The organism is Flavobacterium sp. Leaf359 (genome assembly GCF_001423985.1).
Taxonomy (GTDB): domain Bacteria; phylum Bacteroidota; class Bacteroidia; order Flavobacteriales; family Flavobacteriaceae; genus Flavobacterium; species Flavobacterium lindanitolerans.
Genome location: NZ_LMPW01000014.1, coordinates 120,898 through 141,606, shown reverse-complemented (window position 1 = coordinate 141,606; position 20,709 = coordinate 120,898). Strand labels below are relative to the sequence as shown.

12 protein-coding genes are annotated in these 20,709 nt (G+C 39.0%); 8 read left to right on the top strand and 4 right to left on the bottom strand.

Features of this window, described 5'->3' with window-relative positions; translation table 11 throughout:
• Positions 1-104: 104 nt before the first annotated feature.
• The 8 genes from ASG38_RS15055 (at position 105) to secDF (ending at position 13,867) form a co-directional block, all read left to right on the top strand.
• Positions 105-3,122 carry a tetratricopeptide repeat protein gene (locus ASG38_RS15055; protein ID WP_056072893.1) on the top strand — a complete coding sequence of 1,006 codons (3,018 nt, stop codon included), beginning with the start codon at positions 105-107 and terminating at the stop codon, positions 3,120-3,122.
• Between the two features lie 32 nt (positions 3,123-3,154).
• On the top strand, positions 3,155-4,912 hold the full coding sequence (locus tag ASG38_RS15050; RefSeq protein WP_056072890.1) for a hypothetical protein: 1,758 nt from the start codon (positions 3,155-3,157) through the stop codon (positions 4,910-4,912).
• Positions 4,912-5,112: a hypothetical protein gene (locus tag ASG38_RS18065; protein ID WP_056072886.1), complete on the top strand. Its 201-nt coding sequence runs from the start codon at positions 4,912-4,914 to the stop codon at positions 5,110-5,112. Before ASG38_RS15050 ends, ASG38_RS18065 begins: the two co-directional genes overlap by 1 nt.
• Positions 5,113-5,221: 109 nt before the next feature.
• Positions 5,222-5,671, top strand: coding sequence for a hypothetical protein (locus ASG38_RS15040; protein ID WP_056072884.1), 450 nt, complete (start codon positions 5,222-5,224; stop codon positions 5,669-5,671).
• A 206-nt stretch (positions 5,672-5,877) separates the two neighbouring features.
• A complete protein-coding gene (gene asnB, locus ASG38_RS15035; RefSeq protein WP_056072881.1) occupies positions 5,878-7,494 on the top strand; it encodes an asparagine synthase B in 1,617 nt (538 codons plus the stop codon).
• Positions 7,495-7,715: 221 nt separating this feature from the next.
• A complete protein-coding gene (gyrB, locus tag ASG38_RS15030; RefSeq protein ID WP_056072878.1) occupies positions 7,716-9,656 on the top strand; it encodes a DNA topoisomerase (ATP-hydrolyzing) subunit B in 1,941 nt (646 codons plus the stop codon).
• A gap of 42 nt (positions 9,657-9,698) precedes the next feature.
• Positions 9,699-10,634 carry a malate dehydrogenase gene (gene mdh / locus ASG38_RS15025; RefSeq protein WP_056072875.1) on the top strand — a complete coding sequence of 312 codons (936 nt, stop codon included), beginning with the start codon at positions 9,699-9,701 and terminating at the stop codon, positions 10,632-10,634.
• Positions 10,635-10,855: 221 nt separating this feature from the next.
• A complete protein-coding gene (secDF, locus tag ASG38_RS15020; RefSeq protein WP_056072872.1) occupies positions 10,856-13,867 on the top strand; it encodes a protein translocase subunit SecDF in 3,012 nt (1,003 codons plus the stop codon).
• Between the two features lie 360 nt (positions 13,868-14,227).
• On the opposite strand, the gene lgt is transcribed toward secDF, so the two are convergent.
• From lgt to folE, 4 genes are all read right to left on the bottom strand, one after another.
• On the bottom strand, positions 14,228-15,157 hold the full coding sequence (gene lgt / locus ASG38_RS15015) for a prolipoprotein diacylglyceryl transferase (protein ID WP_056072870.1): 930 nt from the start codon (positions 15,155-15,157) through the stop codon (positions 14,228-14,230).
• Positions 15,158-15,223: 66 nt separating this feature from the next.
• The gene (gene yidD / locus ASG38_RS15010) at positions 15,224-15,517 is read right to left on the bottom strand and encodes a membrane protein insertion efficiency factor YidD (RefSeq protein WP_056072867.1); all 294 of its coding nucleotides are present in this window, start codon (positions 15,515-15,517) and stop codon (positions 15,224-15,226) included.
• A 9-nt stretch (positions 15,518-15,526) separates the two neighbouring features.
• Positions 15,527-17,005 carry a cysteine--tRNA ligase gene (cysS, locus tag ASG38_RS15005; RefSeq protein ID WP_056072865.1) on the bottom strand — a complete coding sequence of 493 codons (1,479 nt, stop codon included), beginning with the start codon at positions 17,003-17,005 and terminating at the stop codon, positions 15,527-15,529.
• A gap of 58 nt (positions 17,006-17,063) precedes the next feature.
• Entirely contained in the window at positions 17,064-17,735 is a 672-nt protein-coding gene (gene folE / locus ASG38_RS15000) for a GTP cyclohydrolase I FolE (RefSeq protein WP_056072861.1), read from the bottom strand.
• Between the last annotated feature and the right edge of the window lie 2,974 nt (positions 17,736-20,709).

The following is a 20,709-nucleotide window of genomic DNA, read 5'->3' as shown; positions in this document are numbered from 1 at the left end:
TAAAACTTCAAATGTTAAAAAAGATGTTTACAATAAACACAAAAGAGCTTCCGTTATAAACTTAAGAATTTGATATATTTGGATATTAAACAAAACCATTAAAAATGCACAGACTTTCAAGGTTATTTCTGTTGTTTTCATTTATAGGGACCGCTCCGGTTTTTGCTCAGCAGACAGCAATTTATACCAACGATTTAACGGAATACAATAAAGCCGTTTCGCTTTATAACGACAAGCAGTATCAGGCTGCCCAGATTATTTTCGAAAAAGTAAAAGCTGACAACAGCAATAAGAATTCGGATATCGAAGCGGATTGTGCTTACTATATAGCGAACTGCGCTATCCGCCTGAATCAGGCTAATGCTGATCAGATGATGGAAAGTTTCGTAGAAGACTATCCGACCAGCACCAAGCAAAATCAGGCCTATATTGAAGTGGCGCATTATTACTTTGAGCAGGGTAAATATCCGCAATCACTCAAATGGTTTGACAAGGTTGACGAAGGTTCGTTAAGCAATAATGACAGAGAAAGATATAACTTCCAAAAAGGCTACACCTTTTTTACAGCGGGAAATAAAAAAGAAGCTACAAATTATTTCAACCAGGTGCTGAATTCAAAAGAATACGGTTCTCAGGCAAAGTATTATTTGGGTTTCATGGCCTATGAGTCGGATGATTATACCAAAGCCACCAAATTATTTGATGAGGTTTCCGGTGAAGAAAAATATCAGGAGAAGATGTCTTACTTCCAGGCAGACATGAATTTCAAACTGGGCAAATTTGATAAGGCGATAGAATTGGGGAAAGCAGCGATGGCTAAATCAAATGCTTTGGAAAAATCGGAATTGAACAAAATTATAGGAGAGAGCTATTTCAATTTAAAAAAATACGATCAGGCAATTCCATACCTGAACGAATACAAAGGGAAAAAAGGAAAATGGAATAATACCGATTTTTACCAGCTTGGATATGCTTACTACAAGCAAAACGACTACGAAAATGCGATTTCACAATTCAATAAAATTATTGACGGACAAGATTTTGTAGCACAGAATGCCTATTATCATTTAGGAGAAAGCTACTTAAAAACCGACAGGAAGCAACAAGCGCTGAATGCCTTTAAAAATGCTTCTGAAATGGCATTTGATGCAAAAATTCAGGAAGATGCCTATCTGAATTATGCCAAACTCAGCTACGAAATTGGTAACTCTTACCAGAGCATTCCTGCCGTTTTAAAAGGTTTTATTGAAAAATATCCAAACAATCCGAGTAGGTCAGAAATCGAAACACTTCTAATCAACTCCTACATCACCTCAAAAAACTACAAAGAGGCGCTGACATTATTGGAAAAAAATAAAGCTTCTAATAGAGAAGCCTATCAAAAAGTTACTTTTTACAGAGGTTTGGAATTGTATACGGATGGCAATTATCAGGAGGCGCTTGCCATGTTTAAGAAATCTTTAGGAGAAAGAAGCAACGCCAGATTCACAGCCCGTGCCACTTTTTGGAAAGCAGAAACAGAATATGTTCTGGATAGTTTTAAAGAAGCAGTGCTTACTTATAAACAATTTTTAGGTGATGCCGAAGCTAAAAACACGCCGGAGAATAAAAACATTTACTATAACCTGGGTTATGCCTATTTTAAGCTGAAAGATTACGATCAGGCTGCAGTCAACTTCCAAAGCTACATTTCAGGTCCAAAAGACGATAAGGTTCGTCTGAATGATGCCTATTTGCGTTTGGGTGACAGTTATTATGTTTCTTCAAAATACTGGCCGGCAATGGAGGCCTATAACAAAGCTATTGAAATCAAAGGCGTTGATGCAGATTATGCTGCTTATCAAAAAGCAATCAGCTATGGTTTTGTGGCCAGAAACGAAAAGAAAATTGAAGAGCTCAACAGCTTTATCAAGAACTTCCCTAAATCACAACTTCGTGACGATGCCCTTTATGAGTTAGGAAACACCTATGTAGCAGAAAAAAAGACCGAAAGCGCTATTCAGACCTATGATAAATTGATTGCAGAATACAGAGAAAGTTCCTATACATCAAAAGCTATCCTGCGTCAGGGATTGGTGTATTATAATGCAGAAAAAGACGATCAGGCATTAACCAAACTTAAAAAAGTAGTAGCCGAATTTCCAAATACTCCGGAAGCTTTGGAAGCTGTATCGACAGCAAGGCTGATTTATCTGGATAAAGGAAAAGTTGACGAATATGCTACCTGGGTAAAAACCCTGGACTTTGTTGAAGTGTCTGATGCAGAATTGGATAATGATACATACGGAGCGGCTGAAAAGCAATATCTTCAGAATAACATCAAACCCGCAATTGCAGCATTGAGCGGTTATATAGCGAAATTCCCGAACGGAATCAATTCTCTGAAAGCAAATTTCTATCTCGCACAATCCTATTTTGCGGATGGTTTGGAAAATAATGCCATCCCGAATTATGAATTTGTAATTGCAAAACCAAGAAATGAGTTTACAGAGCAATCACTTGCAAGGCTGTCTCAGATTTTGCTCAAAAAAGCGGATTATGCGAAAGCCGTTCCGGTTTTGAAAAGATTGGAAGCAGAGGCCGATTATCCGCAAAACGTAACATTTGCCCAGTCCAATCTCATGAAATCGTATTATGAGCAAAAAGATTATGCTAATGCGGTAGTATATGCCGAAAAAGTTTTGGCAAATGCGAAAACAGACGACAGGGTAAAAAGTGATGCCCAGGTTATAGTCGCACGTTCTGCAATAAAAATCAACGACGAGGTTAAAGCCAAAGCAGCCTATGCAAAATTGCAGACCATTGCTAAGGGAGAACTGGCAGCAGAAGCATTGTTTTATGATGCCTATTTCAAAAATAAAGACGGGAAATTTGAAGCATCAAATACGGCCGTACAGAAATTGGCCAAAGACTATTCCGGATATAAATATTTTGGAGCCAAAGGACTGGTTGTAATGGCGAAAAATTTCTACGGACTAAAAGACAGCTTCCAGGCAAATTACATTTTGGAAAGCGTCCTTAAAAATTTTAAGGATTATCCGGACGTTATTGAAGAAGCCCAAAAAGAATTGGATATTATTAAAGGAGAAGAAGCCAAACGCAACTCATCCATCCAGAATTAATCACATCTCATTCTAAATACAATTTAAGTAATATGACACATAAAACCCAATATAAGATTGCTTTATTATTTCTTTTCGCTGGCCTGCAAGGCGTTTTTGCCCAAAAGAAGGATGAGAATATCGGAACCGAAGTTGTAAACGTGGTAAAGCCATATACGCCAACTATTTCTGATGCTTTTAAAGTGAAAGAAACACCGCCATTGGAAGACGAAGACAACACAAAAAAGGAAGAAATCAAATACAACATCTTTTCCTTTCCGGTAGCTTCTACTTTTACGCCGGCAAAAGGAAGGGCTGCTTCTGTTGACAAGGCAAAACAAGAAAAGTTATATAAGAATTATGCGACTTTGGGTGTTGGAAACTATGGTACGCTGAATGCGGAATTGTTTGTAACCGAAAACCTGAACCGTAACGAATATGTGGGAGGAATGCTTCGCCATCTTTCTTCGCAGGGAGGTATTGATGACCTTTTGCTGGATGACAAATTCTATAATACATCCCTTGACCTGACATATGGGAATCAGCAAAAAGACTTTTCTTGGAATGTAGATGCCGGTTATCAGCACCAGGTATATAATTGGTACGGATTGCGAAATGACTTTGCCAATGATCTGGCTGATCCGCAAGACAGACAAGACCTTATAAACAGTATCGATCCGCAGCAAACCTACCAGAATATTTATTTGGGAGGCCGAATCAGTGCCAAGGAAAGTATCTTTAAAGAAGCAAGCCTGAAATTCAACCATTTCTCTGATGCTTTCGGTTCTTCAGAGAACAGATTTTATGTAAAACCTACTGTTGGTTTTGAAATTTCAGGAAACAAGATTAATGCAAATTTCATAGTGGATTATCTGGGCGGGTCTTTTGAAAAAGATTATTTTGGTACAACAGCTATTAATTATGGCTTTACCAATATTGGTATACAGCCAAGTTTTGTATACCAGCAAGATGACCTGACAGTCAACCTGGGAGCCGGGCTTTTTTATAGCATGGATAATGAAAACAGCGATAACAAATTCTTTGTTTATCCGCAGATTACGGCTACCTACAGAATCGTAGGGGATGTCATGATAGCTTATGCAGGAGCAGAAGGAAGCCTGAAGCAGAATTCATACCGTGATTTCACACAGGAAAACTTTTTCGTGTCGCCAACTCTGGCAATTGCTCCAACCGACCAGAAATATGATATCTATGTTGGTCTAAAAGGAAAAATAGCAAATAATGTCAGCTTTAATATTAGAGGTTCATACAAAAATGAAGATGGAAAGGCTGTTTTCCTCAGCAATCCATATAATAATGAAAACCCAAATCAGGAAGGCTATGCTTTTGGGAACTCCTTCAGTGTCTTATATGATAATGTAAAGACGATGAGCTTTTTTGGAGAGCTGAAGGCTGATTTTTCTAAAAACGTTTCTTTTGGCATAAACGGAACATTCAATAGCTACAAGACAGATGAATTGGCGGAAGCATGGAATCTTCCGGAACTTCAGGTAGCGGCAAACCTTGACTTCAATATTACTGAAAAATGGTATGCAGGAGCCAGCGTTTTCTTTGTAGGCGAAAGAAAAGATATTTTTAGCTACACTTCCCTGTTGAGAAACGAATTAGAAACTGTTACCCTGGATAGCTATTTTGATTTGAATATGCATGTAGGATATAAATACAACGACAGGCTTACGGCTTTTCTAAAAGGAAATAACCTCACCAGTCAGGATTATCAAAAATGGCTAAATTATCCTGTACAAGGAATCCAGGTTTTGTTGGGGGCAAGCTATAAATTTGATTTTTAATGGGAAAGGTTCTTTTGATTATATTCATAATAGCTTTTGTCTTTGCTTATTTTTATTTTGGATATTATCAAGACTATAAACGAAATCCAAAAGATTTTTTGAGAACAATTATTGGAATGCCTGTAGGATTAGTTTCTAAAATGTTTGGCTTTTCCTCTTTCAATCAAAAAATTAAAGACTGGACGAATGGCAGAAAGTAATCAATTTTAAATATCAAAAAGCCTGCATTTACCTGTAGGCTTTTTTATTCCAAAAAGAAATCAGCGAAAATCAGCGTCATCTGTTTTATCCGCGACTAAAAAATACCCAATGACACTCAAAGAAAAAACACTAAATTATTATAAGCAATTGGTACAGGATAAAATCGATGCCTTTCAGGATATGATTTCAAACCTGACAGATGATGCCCAAAATGATGCAAAGGGCTCTGCCGGAGACAAACACGAAACAGCACTGTCCATGATGCATCTGGAGCAGGAAAAACTCAATCACAAGCTAAAAGAATTTCTGGAGCAGAAAGGCGTCCTTGACAAGATTGATGCTTCAAAAGAAACCAAAATAATTACCTTGGGAAGTGTGGTCAAAGCAAACGGAATCTTATTGTTCATGAGCGCAGCACTTCCAAAAATTAAAATAGAAGGGAAAAATATTATTGCACTCTCACCGCAATCACCATTAGGAAATAAGCTTCTGGGACAGCAGGTTGGTTATAGTTTTGAAATTAACGGCACAAAATACCTGATAGAAGAAGTCCAATAAAAAAGAAATTAAATCACCATCCAAACGGATGGTTTTTTTATGAAATAAACCAAATGGGCTGTTTTCAGATGGATAAAATTTCATAATTGCTAAAAAGTTTTTATTTTAATTTTAATTTGTAACTAAAAACAAATTTATAGTTTAATAAATGAAACAAAAACCACAAATTTGCTTTAATAAAATAAACGAATTTAAAAAGTAAAGATATGTGCGGGATATTAGCAATTATAGGAAAAGGAAAAGACGAAGAATTAGTAAGGCAGCTTTCCAAAAGAATGTCGCATCGAGGACCGGATGAAAGTGACCTGCATGTGACGGAAAACGGACATATCTTAAGCCACGAACGCTTATCTATTATTGACCTCCATTCAGGAAGGCAGCCAATTAAAGGAACCAGGTCAGCCTATATGGTTCATAATGGTGAAATCTACAACCATCAGGAACTTAGGGATACGGTATTGAAACACCATACTTTTAGAACCAAATCAGATTCGGAAGTAATCGTACATCTGTATGAGGAGTTCGGATATGATTTTCTGAATATGCTGGACGGTGATTTCGCTTTTGTCATCATTGATGGTGATGATTTTATAGCAGGCAGAGATGCGGTTGGAGTGAAACCTTTGTATTATGGACTTGATGAAAGAGGCCGTATTTATTTTGCTTCAGAAATGAAGCCTATGGCAGACCAGTGCAAGACATTCGCTACTTTTCCTCCCGGACATTATTACACGCAAAAAACGGGCTTTGTGAAGTATTACAGGCCAGAATATGAAGACCATGAAAAAGCTACGGAAGCGTTGGATTTGGTGAAAATTCGCGAAACTTTGACAGAGGCGACACGAAAAAGGCTAATGAGTGATGTGCCCATTGGAGTATTGCTTTCCGGCGGGCTTGATTCATCGTTAACATCGTCTATAGCGGCACGACTATTAAAGGAAAAAGGTAAGGGATTGCGTTCCTTTTCTATTGGATTGGATGCAGAAGCTCCTGACGCAAAAGCAGCCCGAAAAGTGGCTGAATTTTTAGGCACAGACCACCATGAAATCTATTTTACGATTGAGCAGGGAATTGAAATTCTGGATAAGCTAATCTGGCATCTGGAAACTTATGATGTAACCTCGATACGGGCCAGCACGCCAATGTATTTTCTTTCGAAAGCGATTACAGATATGGGTGTGAAAGTAGTACTGTCTGGAGAAGGAGCCGACGAGATTTTTGGAGGCTATCTTTATTTCAGAAATGCACCATCAACAGAAGATTTTCAAAAGGAAACTATTGAAAGAGTACAGAAACTGTTTACTGCCGATTTGCTGCGTGCTGATAAGTCAACAATGGCACATGGGCTGGAAGCAAGAGTTCCGTTTTTAGATAAGGCATTTCTGGATTTGGCAATCAGTATCCGTCCGGAAGAAAAGCAGCCAAAAACATATGACGGAGTTGAAAAATACATCCTGAGAAAGGCATTTGACACGCCTGAAAATCCTTACCTGCCACAAGAAGTATTATGGAGGCAAAAAGAACAGTTTTCAGATGGAGTAGGCTATAGCTGGATTGACACCTTGATAGAGTACTGCTCTTCCCGGGTTACAGATTTGCAAATGGAACAGGCTGCCGAGCGTTTTACATACAATACACCGGTAACGAAAGAAGCCTACTTCTACCGCGATATTTTCCATAAGCATTTTCCGCAGTTAAGTGCGGCACAGACCGTGAGGAAATGGATACCGAAATGGCAGGAAAACTTAGACCCTAGTGGCAGGGCAAATGCGGCCCACATACAGGCGGATACGGCGATATCAAAAACCGGTGCTGTAGCCTGATTTAAAAATAAAAGTTTAGTTTGTTTGTTGCAAAAGCGTTCACTTTAGGGTGGCGCTTTTTGCTTTTTTAAAAAGGCCTGCTTTATGTTGAAAAATAAATGGCCAAACCTTAAAAATGTTGATAACTTAAGTGCTAAAATCTCCTTTTGTGGCTGATTATCACTCCTGTTTTTATATATTTGTTCGTTAAACAAAAAAATACCTTTTTAGACAGATTATATATGAGCGAAGAAATCAAGAAGAGCAATTATTCAGCCGATAGTATTCAAGCATTAGAAGGGATGGAGCACGTAAGAATGCGTCCGTCGATGTATATTGGAGATGTAGGTGTAAGAGGTTTGCACCACTTAGTTTATGAAGTTGTCGATAACTCAATCGATGAGGCAATGGGTGGCCATTGCGACACTATATCCGTTACCATTAATGAAGATAATTCCGTAACCGTTGAAGATAACGGGCGTGGAATTCCTGTGGATATTCATAAAAAAGAAGGCGTTTCCGCACTTGAGGTTGTAATGACTAAAATTGGTGCCGGAGGTAAATTCGATAAAGATTCCTATAAAGTTTCCGGAGGTTTGCACGGGGTAGGTGTTTCTGTTGTAAACGCCTTGTCCAATCATATGAAATCTACCGTTTTCCGCGATGGAAAAATTTATGAGCAGGAATATGAAAGAGGAAAAGCGCTTTATCCGGTAAAACAAATCGGGGAGACGGAAAAACGTGGAACAAGACAGACGTTTTATCCGGACGATACTATTTTTACGCAAACAACAGAATTTTCATATGACACCCTTTCTGCCCGTATGCGTGAGCTTTCATTCCTGAACAAAGGGATCACGATTACGTTTACAGACAGAAGAGTAAAAGATGAAAAAGGAGAGTTCCTGAGCGAAGTTTTCCATTCAGATGAAGGTCTTAAAGAATACATCCGTTTCTTAGACGGCAACCGTGAGCCTATCATTTCACATGTAATCAGCATGGAAAGCGAAAAAGGTGAAATACCTGTGGAAGTTGCTTTGATATACAATACCAGCTACTCGGAGAATATATTCTCTTATGTAAATAATATCAATACTCACGAAGGAGGAACGCATTTGCAAGGTTTCAGAACCGGTTTGACCCGTTCGCTTAAAAAATATGCCGATGCTTCCGGTCTTTTGGAAAAATTGAAATTTGAAATCACGGGAGACGATTTCCGTGAAGGTCTTACGGCTATTATTTCCGTAAAAGTTTCAGAGCCTCAATTTGAAGGACAGACCAAAACGAAATTGGGTAACAGAGAAGTAGTTTCTCCGGTGAGCCAGGCCGTAGGCGATATGATTGAAGCCTATCTGGAAGAAAACCCAAATGATGCAAGAGTAATCGTCCAGAAAGTTATTTTGGCCGCACAAGCGCGTCACGCTGCTAAAAAAGCGCGTGAAATGGTGCAAAGAAAAACCGTTATGGGCGGTGGCGGATTACCGGGTAAATTATCCGACTGTTCAGAACAGGATCCGGCAAAATGTGAAGTTTTCCTTGTTGAGGGAGATTCTGCGGGTGGAACTGCAAAACAAGGTCGTGACAGAAATTTCCAGGCTATTCTTCCGTTGCGTGGTAAAATCCTGAACGTTGAAAAAGCGATGCACCATAAAGTTTTTGAAAATGAGGAAATCCGAAACATTTTCACGGCTCTTGGGGTAACTATAGGAACGGCCGAAGATTCGAAGGCTTTGAATATTGAAAAATTAAGATACCATAAAGTAGTAATCATGTGTGATGCCGATGTCGACGGTTCTCACATTTCTACCTTAATATTAACCTTCTTCTTTAGATTTATGAAGGAGCTGATTGAGAACGGACACGTTTACATCGCGACACCTCCTTTATATATGGTAAAGAAAGGAAACAAAAAAGAATATGCATGGAACGACGCACAACGTGATGAAATTACGGAAAGAATGGGTGGTGGTTCCAGCGTGCAGCGATATAAAGGTCTTGGAGAGATGAATGCGGAGCAATTGTGGGAAACAACCCTAAATCCGGAATTCAGAACTTTACGTCAGGTAACGATTGATAGCCTTGCAGAAGCAGATCGTATTTTCTCTATGTTGATGGGTGATGAGGTACCGCCTCGTCGTGAATTCATCGAGAAGAATGCGGCCTATGCTAATATCGATGCCTAATACTCTGAAATAAACAACAACAAATAAACAAATACAATTATTATGAAAGTTACAATAGTAGGTGCCGGAAATGTGGGCGCAACCTGCGCTGACGTGATTGCTTACAGAGGAATTGCCAGTGAGGTAGTTTTATTAGATATTAAAGAAGGATTTGCAGAAGGTAAGGCAATGGACATCATGCAGTGCGCTACAAATACAGGATTTAATACAAAAGTTTCCGGAGTAACCAATGATTATTCTAAAACTGCCAACAGTGATGTTGTAGTAATCACTTCTGGTATTCCTAGAAAACCGGGAATGACAAGAGAGGAATTAATCGGAATTAATGCTGGAATCGTTAAATCGGTTGCAGAAAATGTTTTGAAATATTCTCCAAACACCATTGTAGTTGTAGTTTCAAATCCAATGGATACAATGACCTACTTGACTTTAAAAGCTACCGGACTTCCGAAAAACAGAATCATCGGAATGGGAGGTGCTTTGGATAGTTCACGTTTCAGATACTACCTGTCAAAAGCGTTAGACAAACCGTCTAATGATGTTTCGGCTATGGTAATTGGCGGACACGGTGATACGACTATGATTCCGTTAACTCGTTTGGCATCTTATAATGGTATTCCTGTTTCTGAATTCCTTTCGCAGGAAGCGTTGGATAAAGTGGCGGCAGATACTATGGTTGGTGGTGCTACATTGACAGGGCTTTTAGGAACATCTGCATGGTATGCGCCGGGTGCTTCTGTGGCCTATTTGGTTGACAGTATACTGAATGACCAGAAGAAAATGATTGCCTGCTCAGTATTCCTTGAAGGAGAATATGGGCAAAATGATATTTGTTTGGGTGTTCCTTGTATTATAGGTAAAAATGGTGTGGAAGAAATTCTTTCCATCAACCTGGATGAAAAAGAAAAAGCATTGTTGGCTAAAAGTGCCGATGCGGTAAGAAATATGAATGCCGATTTGAAGTCGGTTTTGGCGTAATTCCTGCCTTATAAATTAAGAGACTGCTTCTTGCAGTCTTTTTTTTATGATATAATTAGCAAATTAATTGGTTAATCTTTTGGTTAATTATATATTTGCTCGTTTTAAAAAAAAGGGAATAAGTCAAGTTTTGTTGTTATTGTCTGATAACTGCTTGATTTAGTCTGTTTTATCTGTTTAAACACACCAAGAATAAGAAATTTAATTAATTTTTAGTAATAATGCAGAATAGAGGACTCGTTAAATTTTTTGCAATTTTATTTGCATTGGTAAGTATTTACCAACTATCATTCACATTTGTCGCCAACCGCGTTAAGAGTGATGCAAAAGCCTTTGCTAACGGAGATGAGAAAAAAGAAGTAAAGTATCTTGATTCAATCAGCAAGGAAAATGTTTACAACCTTGGCTTTACAAAATTTACTTACAAAGAAGTTTCTGATAAGCAAATCAACAAAGGACTTGACCTTGAAGGTGGTATCAATGTGATTTTGCAAATTTCTGTAAAAGACGTTTTGAAAACTTTGGCTAACCACACAAAGAACCCGGTTTTCAATAAAGCTTTGGAGAATGCTGATAAAAATCAACAAGGTAATCAGGATTATATCGATGCCTTTTTTATCGCATTTGATGAAGAGTCTAAAGGAGCGGTAAAATTAGCAGATCCTGAAGTTTTTGCACACCGTAATCTTGAAGAGGTTAACTTCAATATGTCTGATGCACAGGTGAAAACCATTATCAAGAGAAAAGTTAAAGAATCTGTTGAAAGTGCATTTAGAGTGTTGACTGAGCGTATCGATAAATTTGGTGTAGTTCAGCCAAACATACAGATGCTTGGTGAGTCAGGAAGAATTCTGGTTGAACTTCCGGGTGCGAAAGATGTTGACCGTATCAAAAAATTATTACAAAGTACAGCCCAACTTGAATTCTGGGAAACGTACAAAATAGAAGAAATGGGTAATTTCTTAATGGCTACTAATGAAGTTCTTAAGAAAACCGAAAAAGAAATCAATACTAAAGAAACTCCTAAAACAGCCAACGATACTCTTGGAAATCTGTTGACAGATGCTTCTAAAGATTCTACTGCAGTAAAAGGAAACAATCCTTTGTTTGATAAAATGACTGCTTACGGACAAGGTCCTATCTTAGGATACTATTCTCCGAAAGATACTGCAAAAATTAATGGGTATTTGAAAATGCCGGAAGTGAAATCACTTCTAACAGGCGAGCAGCGTTATGCTAAATTTGTTTGGAGCAAGCCTCAATCTATAAATGTATTAAAACAACAGATTGTTGATCCTACAAAAACTCCTAACTCTAAAAAAGTAGAGGTTTTAGAATTATACGCATTAAAAGGTAACAGACAAAACACTCCGGCAATGAGCGGAGGTGTTGTAACTGACGCAAGTGATAAATTCGACCAGATGGGTAAGCCTTCTGTAGAAATGATCATGAACAGCAAAGGTGCCAAAGATTGGGAAGCTCTTACAGGAAAAGCATACACTGAAAAAGGATTCATCGCTATCGTATTGGATGACGTAGTATATTCTGCTCCTGGAGTAACAAGTGGTGCTATCACAGGGGGTATTTCTCAAATTACAGGAAACTTTGATATTTCTGAAACAAAAGACTTAGCAAACATTCTTAGAGCAGGTAAATTGCCAGCTTCTGCAGATATCGTTCAGTTTGATGCTGTTGGTCCGTCATTAGGACAAGAAGCAATTGATAATGGTATTACTTCAGCTTTAGTTGGATTATTACTGGTATCGCTTTGGATGGTTGTATACTATGGAAAATCAGGTTGGTTTGCAAACATTGCATTGGCAGTAAACTTACTTTTCCTATTTGGTATTTTGGCTAGTATTGGTGCAATCCTGACATTGCCTGGTATTGCAGGTATCGTTTTGACAATGGGTACAGCAGTAGATGCTAACATTATCATTTACGAGCGAGCAAAAGAAGAATTGCGAATGGGCAAAACACTGGAAGAGGCAGTAAAAGTTTCTTTCAGCTGGAGAGGGGCGATGTCTTCTATTACAGATGCGAACGTGACTCACGTTTTGACTGGAGCCGTATTATTCATTTTTGGAACAGGACCAATCAAAGGTTTCGCAACTACATTGTTGATAGGTATCTTCACGTCGTTATTTACATCAATCTTTATTACGAGAATCTTGTTAGAGTGGAGTATTTCCAGAAAGAACAACCTGACATTCGTAACATCAATGTCTAAAAACTGGTTTACAAACTTTAATTATGATTTCTTGGGTAAAAAGAAAATCACTTACATTTTCTCAAGCTGTGTTGTTATCGTGAGCGTTGCTTCATTCTTTATCAACGGACTTGATGAAGGTGTAGATTTCAAAGGAGGTCGTACTTTCCAAATCCGATTTGAAAAGCCGGTAGAAGCGTCTGAAGTATCTGACGAACTTACTAAAGTATTTGACGGAGTTGTTCAGGCAAAAGTATTAGGTGATAAAGAACAGCTTAAAATTGTTACTAAATATAAGATTGATGACCCAAGCTCTGATGCTGATGTGGAAGTAAACAAAATGTTGTTTGACAACCTTAAGAAATATTACGGACCGGATTTGACTTATGAAAAATTCGTAAATGCATATGATGGAAAAACCATAGGTATCGTATCTTCTTCTAAAGTAGGTCCTGCTGTTGCAAAAGATATTAAAACGAACTCATTCTGGGCAGTATTGGGAGCTATGGGAATCGTATTCCTTTACCTGATGATTAGTTTCAGAAAATGGCAGTACAGCTTAGGTGCGATTGCTGCTGTAGCGCACGACGTTATCTTTGTTTTAGGTATCTATTCATTATGTTATAAATTCATGCCTTTCCACATGGAAATGGACCAGCACTTTATTGCGGCTATCCTAACCGTAATCGGTTACTCGATGAACGATACGGTAATCGTTTTCGACAGGATTCGTGAATACCTTGCAGGTAAAACAAAAGGTAGCTTCAATGATATCGTAAACCGTTCGGTTAATACTACAATGTCAAGAACATTAAACACGTCGTTGACAATGATTTTAGTATTGCTTATCATGTTTATCTTTGGAGGTGAATCTATCCGTGGATTTATATTCGCAATGCTTGTGGGTATTATCGTAGGAACATACTCATCATTGTTCATTGCAACACCGGTTCTTTGTGATTCGATTTCTGATGCTGAACACAAGAGAATTGAAGATATGCACAATAATGTTGAGAACAAATAATACGTTTTCAGTAGATAAATAAAAAAAGCCCGATACGTCGGGTTTTTTTTTGTTTGTATAGTTCCGAAAATCTGTTGGAATAGAGCAGATAGAAAGGTTTACTCCATGGGTTCGCTCCTCATAAACTTAGCGTCTTAGCGCCTTTGCGAGAAGCTGTTTTCCCGCAAAGGCGCATGACGCAAATATGTTGTTCTGGGTATTGAATTTGAAAATAATATATAAGGCGTTCGGTTTGTGAATTAGCCTTTTTAAGAGTTCTTTTCGTTTTAAATTGATAAATTTGGTTGTGCAAGTTTGAAGGTTTATAAAAACCAATAAAAAAGGGCCGTATGGCCCTTTCTATATTTGATGAGTAATTTGCTATAAAGAATTTACCTTTTTCTCTGCAGTAAAGATAAAATACAGGCCTGCAAGTATAAAAGGAATACTTAGCCATTGTCCTGTTGAGAAAAGACCCAGAGATTCCTCGATTCCGCCCTGGCTTTCTTTTACGAATTCAACCAGGAAGCGTACAGTCCATAACAAGACTAAAAATAGCCCGAAAAGATATCCGGATTTTTCTCTCGCCTGTGTTTTCCAGTAAGAGAAAAATAAGATGAAGAAAACAATCACATAGCCAACCGCTTCATATAGCTGTGCCGGGTGTTTTGGAGCAACCTGCTGCAATATTGCTGCATATTCCGGATTCGTTGCGATTTGGTGATATGCATCATTGACATTGTTGGTTTTGGTTTCAATCATTGCCACGTCAGGTTTAATACTGTCCCGTAAAAATTTAATTCCAAGGGGAGAAGTCGTTTTGTGTCCTACGATCTCAGAATTGAAAAAGTTTCCAAGTCTGACAAAAATGGCGCCAGAGGCCACAGGAATTACAATACGGTCCAAAATCCATAAAAGAGGGCGATTGATAACATTCTTGCTGTAAAAATACATTGTAATGATTATTGCTATCGCGGCTCCGTGACTGGCCAACCCGGAAAAACCGGTAAATTCAAAATGTGGTTTCGTTTTGAATGGAAGAAAGACACTCCAGAAATCTTCGCGGAACAACTTTGACTGGTAAAAAATGACATGGCCTAAGCGGGCTCCTATTAATGTGGCGAAAAAAGTATAGATGAAAAGCGTGTCTAATTTTTCAATCGATTCGCCTTCTCGCAAATATATCTTTTTCATCAAATACCATCCTAATACAAAGGCAATTACAAACATCAGGCTGTAATAACGTATTACGAAAAAACCTAAGTCAATGCCTTCTGATGGATTCCAAACAATGTTTAGAGCTGTAGTCATAATTTTAAAGTTCTGAATTTAGCCGTAAAAATAAAGATTTGATTTTAATCGAATCAAAAAAAGGCGTTAATGTTTATGCTTGCAGACTTTTTCAGGAACAGGGTCGTAGCCTTTTCCGCCCCACGGATTACAGCTTAGGATTCTGCGGATTCCCAAATAACCACCTTTAAACAAGCCATGCTTTTGCAGTGCCTCTATCGTGTATTGAGAACATGTTGGCTGATAACGGCAGGAAGAAGGCAGAAAAGGGGAGATACCGCCCTGATAAAACCGGATCAGCAGAATAAAAGGAGCGGTAAGTAGCTTTTTCAGGCTCACAATAGTGCTGTTAAAAAAAATGATGAAGCTTAATAGCTTCATCATCATTTGTTAGTTTATAGAGAATGTTGTTCCTTCTTTTCCGTCTTTGAGATTAATTCCCAGATTGGTAAGCTGGTCCCTGATCTTGTCAGACAATGCAAAATCCTTATTGGCTCTTGCTTCATTTCGCATGCCTATAAGCATGTTGACAACACTGTCTAGCTTGTCATTATTTTCAAGTGATTTTTCGTTGGTCAGTCCTAAAACATCAAATAAGAAATTTTCAATGGTTTTGCTAAATAGTTTCAGATCCTCCGAAGTAATCGTTTCCTTATTTTCTTTTAATAAATTGATATAGCGAACTGCTTCGAAAAGCTGTGCTATTAATATTGGAGTATTGAAATCATCGTTCATGGCGTCATAGCAGGCATCGATCCATGCCTGAATATCAAGCGATGATTTTTCAGAAGGAATGATTTCGTTTATCGTGTCATAAGCATCCATTAATCTTACAAAGCCTTTTTCAGAGGCTGCGATTGCATCATCTGTAAAGTCAAGATTACTTCTGTAATGTGCCTGCAACATGAAAAAGCGTGCTACGGAAGGAGCATATTTCTTGCTTAAAAAAGGACTGCCGCCGGCATAGATTTCTCTTGGCAATATGTTGTTTCCGGTAGACTTGGCCATTTTTTTGCCATTTAGTGTAAGCATATTGGCGTGCATCCAATAATTTACAGGAGCTTGTCCGGTGCAGGCTTCATTTTGTGCGATCTCACATTCGTGGTGTGGGAATTTAAGGTCCATTCCGCCACCGTGAATATCAAAGTGATTACCCAGATATTTTGTGCTCATTGCAGTACATTCCAAATGCCAGCCTGGGAAACCATCACTCCATGGAGAAGGCCATCGCATAATATGTTCCGGTTCTGCTCTTTTCCATAGGGCAAAATCCTGCGGATTTCGTTTGTCGGATTGTCCGTCAAGCTCACGTGTATTGGCAATCATGTCCTCTATGTTTCTGCCGCTCAGTTTTCCATAATTATGGGTCTTGTTAAATTTCTGAACATCAAAATAAACAGAGCCATTGGAAACATAACCAATGCCATTTTCGATAATCTTTTTGATGATCTCGATTTGCTCAATAATATGGCCTGTAGCAGTAGGTTCTATGCTGGGTGGAAGGAAATTAAACTCCTTTAAAATTTCATGAAAATCAACAGTATAACGCTGTACAATTTCCATAGGCTCAAGCTTTTCAACACGGGCTTTTTTTGCAATCTTATCTTCGCCTTCATCCTCATCATCTACAACATGTCCCACATCGGTAATATTGCGTACATATCTTACTTTGTAGCCAAGATGAAGCAGGTACCTGAAAACGACATCAAATGACATGAACGTTCTTACGTTTCCTAAATGTACATTGCTGTAAACTGTTGGTCCGCAAACATACATTCCTACATTGCCCTCATGGAGGGGAACGAAAACTTCTTTTTCTCCGGAGAGAGAATTGTATATTTTTAGATTTTGAGTCTGGTACAATGGCATAGGTTGTCGATTTTAAAATTCAGGACTAAAGCGGGTAAGGCCTATTTTGATTAGTCGCTTAAAACTGAGTGTCAAATTTAATATAATCTAGGAATTCTCGTCTTGTAGCCTCGTTTTTAAATTTACCTCCAAATTCTGAAGTAACGGTGCTGCTTTCGATATCCTTTATTCCTCTGGAATTTACACAAAGGTGCTTGGCATCAATTACACAGGCAACATCTTCCGTATTCAGTACTTTTTGTAATTCCTGAACAATCTGCATGGTCAGGCGCTCCTGAACCTGCGGACGTTTTGCAAAATACTCAACGATACGGTTCATTTTGGAAAGACCAACTACTTTTCCGTTAGAAATATAGGCAACATGGGCTCTCCCTATAATTGGCAACAGGTGATGCTCGCAAGTAGAATACACCGTGATGTTTTTTTCTACCAGCATTTCGCCGTATTTGTAATTGTTGATGAATGTTGAAGCGTTAGGTTTTTTTGCCGGATTCAGACCGCCAAAAATCTCCTTAACAAACATCTTGGCAACGCGGTTAGGTGTGCCTTTTAGACTGTCGTCAGTAAGGTCCATCCCCAATGTTAGGAGAATGTTTTCTACGTCTTTTTTTATAAGCTCGATCTTTTGGTCGTCTGTAATATCAAAGGCATCGCTTCTTAAAGGATTTTTTGCATTTGTGGCAATATGGTTATCTCCAATTTCGTCTAGAAAATCTTCGTTATTTGTCATTGAAAATTATATATTATGGTAAGTACGTATTAAAGACTGCAAAGATAAATAATAAATAGCAAAGAAATTCTATAGATGTTAAATTTAAAAATTTTCAAAATTTAAGATAATTATTTCTTAAATTTATGTAAATTTCGCTCCTCAAAATAATCTAAAAATGAAAAAGAATTATCTTTTATTATTCTTATTTGCTTTATTGTTAACAAATAGTTACGGCCAGGATTTAGGCTGTGTCAGCGTAAATGCGAACACCCCATTGCCTATCTGTAACGTAGGCGATACAAGGACTATTACGGCTGCGCCGCCTGTTAACAGTGTTCCTAGACAGACTACAAGTTATACCATTTCTCAGACTCCTTTCGTATGGAGAAGTCCTGATAATGTCAACGATGTAACAAGTATTACTTCGGATGACAAATGGTCGGCAATTGTACCGCTAAGAGGAAAACAAACAGTACCTTTTAACTTTTGTTATTTTGGTCAAAAATATAGTGATTGTTTAATAGGGGATAATGGAGTTGTTACTTTTAGTATTCTGGGTCATCCTGATTCTCCTGGAGGTTTATATAGGCCGAGTCTTTTGGTGCCTGCTGAAAGTGGCAGTGGATGGGCTTTCAATGCGCCGATTCCTTCCGGTCCGGGTTATGGCCCACCATACAAAAGCGCAATCATGATGTTGCAAGATTTGAATATCGCGAATGGTCCTACCTCGACTACCGCGATTAACTATTTTACGGTAGGTACCTATCCATGTAGGGCATTTGTTGCCAACTGGCAGGACGTGCCGCTTTTTGGTGGTGCTTGTGCTCCTGGTACGCAAGGATACCAATCTTATCAAATAGTATTGTTTGAATCTACCAATATTATTGAAATTCATGTAAGAAGGAGAACATCTTGTGCCGGTTGGAATGGAGGTAATGGTTTGCTTGGTATTCAAAATGCAGATGGATCTATAGCATATTCACCAACAAGCCCAAATAGAAATACGGGTACATGGCAGGTTCCGGATACTCAATCGGAAGCATGGAGGTTTACTCCAAGCGGTCCGTTGGTTCCGGTTACATATGAATGGTATGAAGCGGGTAATCCGGGTACAATAATTGGGACGAGTCCAAGTTTGACTGTAGCTCCTGCGGTAACTACTACTTATTGTGTTAGAGCTACTTTTGGAAGTTGTAATCCTGTAATTCCACCACTAACAGCAACAGACTGTGCTACTGTAAAAGTAGGGGAGCCTGTAGGATATCCTCCAAAAAATATCAAGCATTGTACTACTGATACTAATCCTAGAGTTTTTGATATAGGTATTAATACTGATGTTGTTCTCGGTACAATTGATCCCGGACCGCCTGACAATTTGAATCCGTATGATTTTGAGATTGATTATTATGAAAATCTTACGGATGCGAATAATGATGCAAACCCTATAAATACAGCGTTTTATGATCCTTCTGATACAGATGCACCGGTGTTATATACACTACCTGCGCCAGATATGACCAAGACGGTATATATTAAAATACGTGATATTATTTCCAACTGCTCTTACATTCTTCCTTTTGATTTGATCATAAGAGATTGTGATGCGCAGGAAATTGCACCTATGATTTTGTGCGACGTTAATAATGATTTTCAGGAAAATTTTAATTTAAATAATGAATTGCCTGCAATCAATGCTGCAATAGCAGCCGAAGCAGGTAACCCGCTTCCAGCTGACTTCTCGATAACTTTCCATGAGTCTGAAGCTGATGCTGATGACGTTACAACAGCTCTTACTCCTGCAGAAGTAGCATCATATCCTGGTACTACGGGAGATAGAGTATATGTTAGGGCAGAAAGTATTGCGGATCCTACATTCTATTATGTGTATTACTTTGATTTACGTCTGGTGCCTACGCCTGTAGCTACTATATCCGGAAGTGCACAGATTTGTGAAAATTCAACAGCGACTATTACAATTACAGGAACAGCTGGAGCTACCGTTCAATATACTGACCATACAGGAGCTACAGTATCTGTTGTTTTAGTTGATGACGGAACAGGAACAAACACCGGAGTATATACTTTCACAACACCGGCTGTTATTCCGGCAAATTCACCATACACTTATACTTTAGTTGATGCTACCCTAACAACTGCTGGAGTTACTTGTACGCAACCATTAACAGGATCGGCTACTGTAACTGTAGGAGGTTTGCCAACAGCTAATATTACTACGCCAAATACGCCAATCTGTGAAGGTTCTGCTCTTACAATCAATGTTCAGGGAACGCCTAACACGGTAGTGACCTACACGGATCCAGCGGGAGCATCACAGACAGTATCTCTTGACGGAACGGGCAATGGCAGCATAAGCCTACCTACAACCCTTACGCCGGGTACCTATACCTACACGCTTGTAAAGGTATCGACCACCAGCACTCCTCCGTGCGAGGACAACCTGACCTCTGCGGTAACCATCACGGTAAGGCCATACCCTACAGCAACTATCCATCCGGTAGACACCCAGGTATGTCTTGGCAGCCCTTCGAGGGTAAGAGTTACCGGAGAACCAGGAGCTACAGTTACTTATACATTAGACAGTACGGCTGACCAAGTCATATTAGACGCTACAGGCGAGGCTATTATCCTTGAGGTATTGCCTACTGCAGGAACGCATACATATACCCTTGTTGGTGTTAACTCAGCCGTTGCGCCATTCTGCGGACAGGCTGCGACGGGCAGCGTGAGCATCGAGGTTACCGATGCGCCAACTGCGACGATATCGACCGCTACCCCTGTGATCTGCGAAAACGGCACGGGTNGACAGGACGTGCGTTACCGGGTGCGGGCGTGTCGATCCTTGATGCAAGGAAGAACGTGATAGCCACAAAACAGAGCGATTCCAATGGAGAAGTCTCCTTTGATGTGGACTGCGATACGGAATACGTGCTGCAGGCCACCAAGAAGGACTATGAGGCGGGCTCCGGCAGGG